Consider the following 3137-nt stretch of genomic DNA (forward strand, 5'->3'; position numbering starts at 1 on the left):
GGCGTCGGCGAGCGCGCGGAAGAAGTCCGCGTGCTCGGGCGCGTCGAGCTGCCAGTTGTGCATGTACGGGAAGACCAGGACGCCGGCGAATCCGTCGCGCAGCCGGCGCAGGGTGCTGCGCCAGTTGGTGGCCAGTGGGCTCAGCGTGGCCAGCGGCGCGATGCGGCGGCAGCCGCGGGCAGCCTCGAGGAACTGGTTGTTGGCCCGCTCCAAGTCCTGGCGGAACAGGGTGCTGAAGTCGCCCGTGTAAGCCGTCTGGATGCCGGCCGCGCCCAGCAGGTCGTCCAGCTCCTGCGGCGTGACCCAGGGGCCGTCGTAGTACGGCCACTGTCCGACGAAGCAGAAGTGCTCCACGGAAGAGTCGGGCAGCCCCTCCAGTGGGCGCAGCGGCCCGGCCGGGCCCGGAGGCACTTCTTCGAGGCCGAAAACCCGGGCGGCGTTGCCGCCGAGGACGAGCTTCCTGGCTGCGTCCGGAATGTCCGCGAACACGACCTTGGCCATCTGACTGGCCTGCGAGCGGCCGATCAGGTCGCTGCCGAACAGGACGCGTTCGGCGCCAAGGTCGGCCACGAGCGAGTCCACGAGCATGCGCTCCGGGTAATAGCCGCAGCAGTCCACGTGCGCGTTCGGCAGGCGGTCGCGCAGGACGCCCAGGCTGTGGCGCCAGTTGCCGCCGGCATGGGCGGCGATCACCTGCGTGTCCGGACAAGCCTCGGCCAGATACGCGAAATCCGTGATCGTGATGTTTCCGGGCGGGTTGCCGCCCGTCGCCTGAAACGTGTGCATCAGAACGGGCAGGCCACGCCGGCCCGCCTCGCGGATGACCCGAACGGCGTTGTCGAAGCTCCCGGCAGCGTCCTGAAACGAGTTCAGGATCTTCACGCCGATGGCGCCCAGGTCGTTGACGCAGCGATCCAGCTCATCGCGCCAGCGCGGATCCTGGGGGCTGAGGTAGGCCAGGAAGCGGCCCAGCCCGTTCGAGTCCTCAACGAACTTCGCCGCGATGTCGTTGGCCCGGGCGACGACGTCGGACTCCGGATAGGCGGCGGCGCTGCCGCCGAGGGAGACGAGCGCAACCGAGACGCCGTTGACGCGGCACTGGCGCGTGATCTCCGCCAGGATGTCCCGATCGCTGCGGTTGAGGGCATGGACGTGGATGTCGACGATCACAGTTCTCTCACCGCCTCTTCCATGCGCGCCAGGGTGTCGTCGATGTCGGCGTCCTGGTGGCTGTAGGTGACATACGGGATATCGTAGAGGGAGACGCCGTGCTTGTAGGCGGCGCGGAAGAAACGCGCCGGCAGGTCGTCGGCCGCATCCCGATCGAAGCAGAACTGGATGCAGGGCCAGAGCCCGCGCATTCGGCACGGCACGCCGTGCTCCTTGCACAGATTCTCGACGCCCGTCCAGACCCGCTCGCCCATCCGCCACAGGTGCTCGACCACGGGCTCGTCCAGGTACGTGCGGATGCAGGCCTTCGCGGCGGCCAGCGTCAGCGCCTCGCCGCCGTAGGTCGAGGACACGATGGCGCGGTCCAACTTCTCCATGATCTCGGCCCGGCCGCAGTAGACGCCGAGCGGCATGCCGTTGGCCACGCCCTTGGCGAAGACGGCCAGGTCGGGCGTGACGCCGAAGTGCTCCTGCACGCCGCCGTTGGCGATGCGGAAGCCGGTCACGATCTCGTCGAATACCAGGACCACCCCGTACCTGTCCGCCAGGCTGCGCAGGAAGGGGTAGAACGTCTTGCCTTCCGGCATGAGGGCGTAGTCGGCGGCCACCACGAGGGCCGCCACCTGGTCGCCGATGTCGCCGAAGAGCTTCTCGAGAGCCTCCGTGCCGTTCCAGCCGACGGAATGATGCAGGGCCGCCAGCGCCTCGGGAATGCCGGGCGGCGCCGAGCGCACCTCTTCGCGCGGCCGAATGCGTGCGCCGCGCGCCAGGCTGTTGAGCCAGCCGTTGTAGCCGATCTGCACGACGTGGTCGCGGCCCGTGTGGTAGCGCGCGAGTTTGATGCAGGCGGCGACGGCCTCGCCGCCGGTCTTCAGGAACCGCGCCCGCTCGGCGCACGGGATGATCTCGCAGATGAGTTCGGCCACCTCGCCTTCCAGCGGATGCGGATGGCCGAAGATGATGCCGCTCTTGAGCTGCTCGCGGATGGCCTCGTCCACCGCCGGATACTGGTAGCCGAGCGTGATGGGGCCCAGGGCGTTGCGATAGTCGATGAACTCCCGGCCATCGGCGTCCCAGACGCGGCAGCCCTTGCCCCGCACGATGACGCCGGGCTCCTCCGGCATCAGGCGCGGTGACTTCGAGCAGGTGCTGCTCCCCCACGGCACCACCCTGCGCAGGCGCTCGGCCCACTCTTGCGACCTCGTGTTGCTCATGCCGACGACCTCCCTGCGGCGCGCCGAAGACGGCGGGGACGGACCTCCCCACCTCGTCCGCGCCATTCTATGGAAGCCGAACGGGCCATTCAACGAGATGACACGCCCGCCGGCCAACCAGCACCGCGCCGAGGCCGATGAGGCGGCCTGTCCGTTTGACATGTATGACAGCATACAGGCGAGTAGCCCAGGTGCCGCCCTGCTCGGCGGCAGCACCTGGGTTCCTTGGAGGTCTGAGGCATGTGCGCGTTGCGGATTTCCGAGCAGTACGTATCAGACGCCGACTTCGTGCTGTACCCGGGGGATTGCCGAGACCTGCTGGCTGACCTGCCGGACCGCACGGTGCGCCTCGTCGTGACATCGCCGCCCTGCAACCTGGGAAAGTCCTACGAGGACCGGACGACGCTTGACGATTACATCGCCCAGCAGACCCCGATCATCGAGCAGTGCGTTCGTGTGGTTGCCGATGACGGAAGCATCTGCTGGCAAGTGGGCAACGACGTGGACAACGGGGAGATCGTGCCACTGGACATCGTCCTTTTCCCAGTCTTCGCGTCGCTCGGCCTTCACCTGCGCTATCCGGACCACGAGCGCGATGTATACGAGGGCGTTACGGCAGCGCGTTTGCCTGTCATACGCGGATAGTAATGTCCGGTCTTCGGCGGATAGAAATGTCCGCTTTCCTTCGGGTGGAAGGAGAGCGGATGGAGGGAGACCGGATCGAGATGAGCCAGAAGGAGCGGGATCGGCTCA

The 3137-nt window shown here is 67.7% G+C and carries 3 protein-coding genes; 1 reads left to right on the forward strand and 2 read right to left on the reverse strand.

Translation table 11 applies throughout. The annotated features are described in order from the left end of the window. Together GXY85_12675 and GXY85_12680 are read right to left on the reverse strand one after the other, a co-directional pair. Nucleotides 1-1170 (reverse strand): amidohydrolase family protein (locus tag GXY85_12675; protein ID NLW51675.1); only part of this gene is annotated, 1170 nt, incomplete at its 3' end. Next, nucleotides 1167-2384, reverse strand: a complete 1218-nt coding sequence (locus tag GXY85_12680; GenBank protein ID NLW51676.1) for an aminotransferase class III-fold pyridoxal phosphate-dependent enzyme — start codon at nucleotides 2382-2384, stop codon at nucleotides 1167-1169. The genes GXY85_12680 and GXY85_12675, both read right to left, overlap by 4 nt. A 240-nt stretch (nucleotides 2385-2624) precedes the next feature. Here GXY85_12680 and GXY85_12685 point away from each other — a divergent pair, with 240 nt between their 5' ends. Beyond that, on the forward strand, nucleotides 2625-3029 hold the full coding sequence (locus GXY85_12685; GenBank protein ID NLW51677.1) for a hypothetical protein: 405 nt from the start codon (nucleotides 2625-2627) through the stop codon (nucleotides 3027-3029). Nucleotides 3030-3137: the final 108 nt, after the last annotated feature.

It is taken from the genome of Candidatus Brocadiaceae bacterium (assembly GCA_012728835.1).
Classification (GTDB): domain Bacteria; phylum Planctomycetota; class Brocadiia; order SM23-32; family SM23-32; genus JAAYEJ01.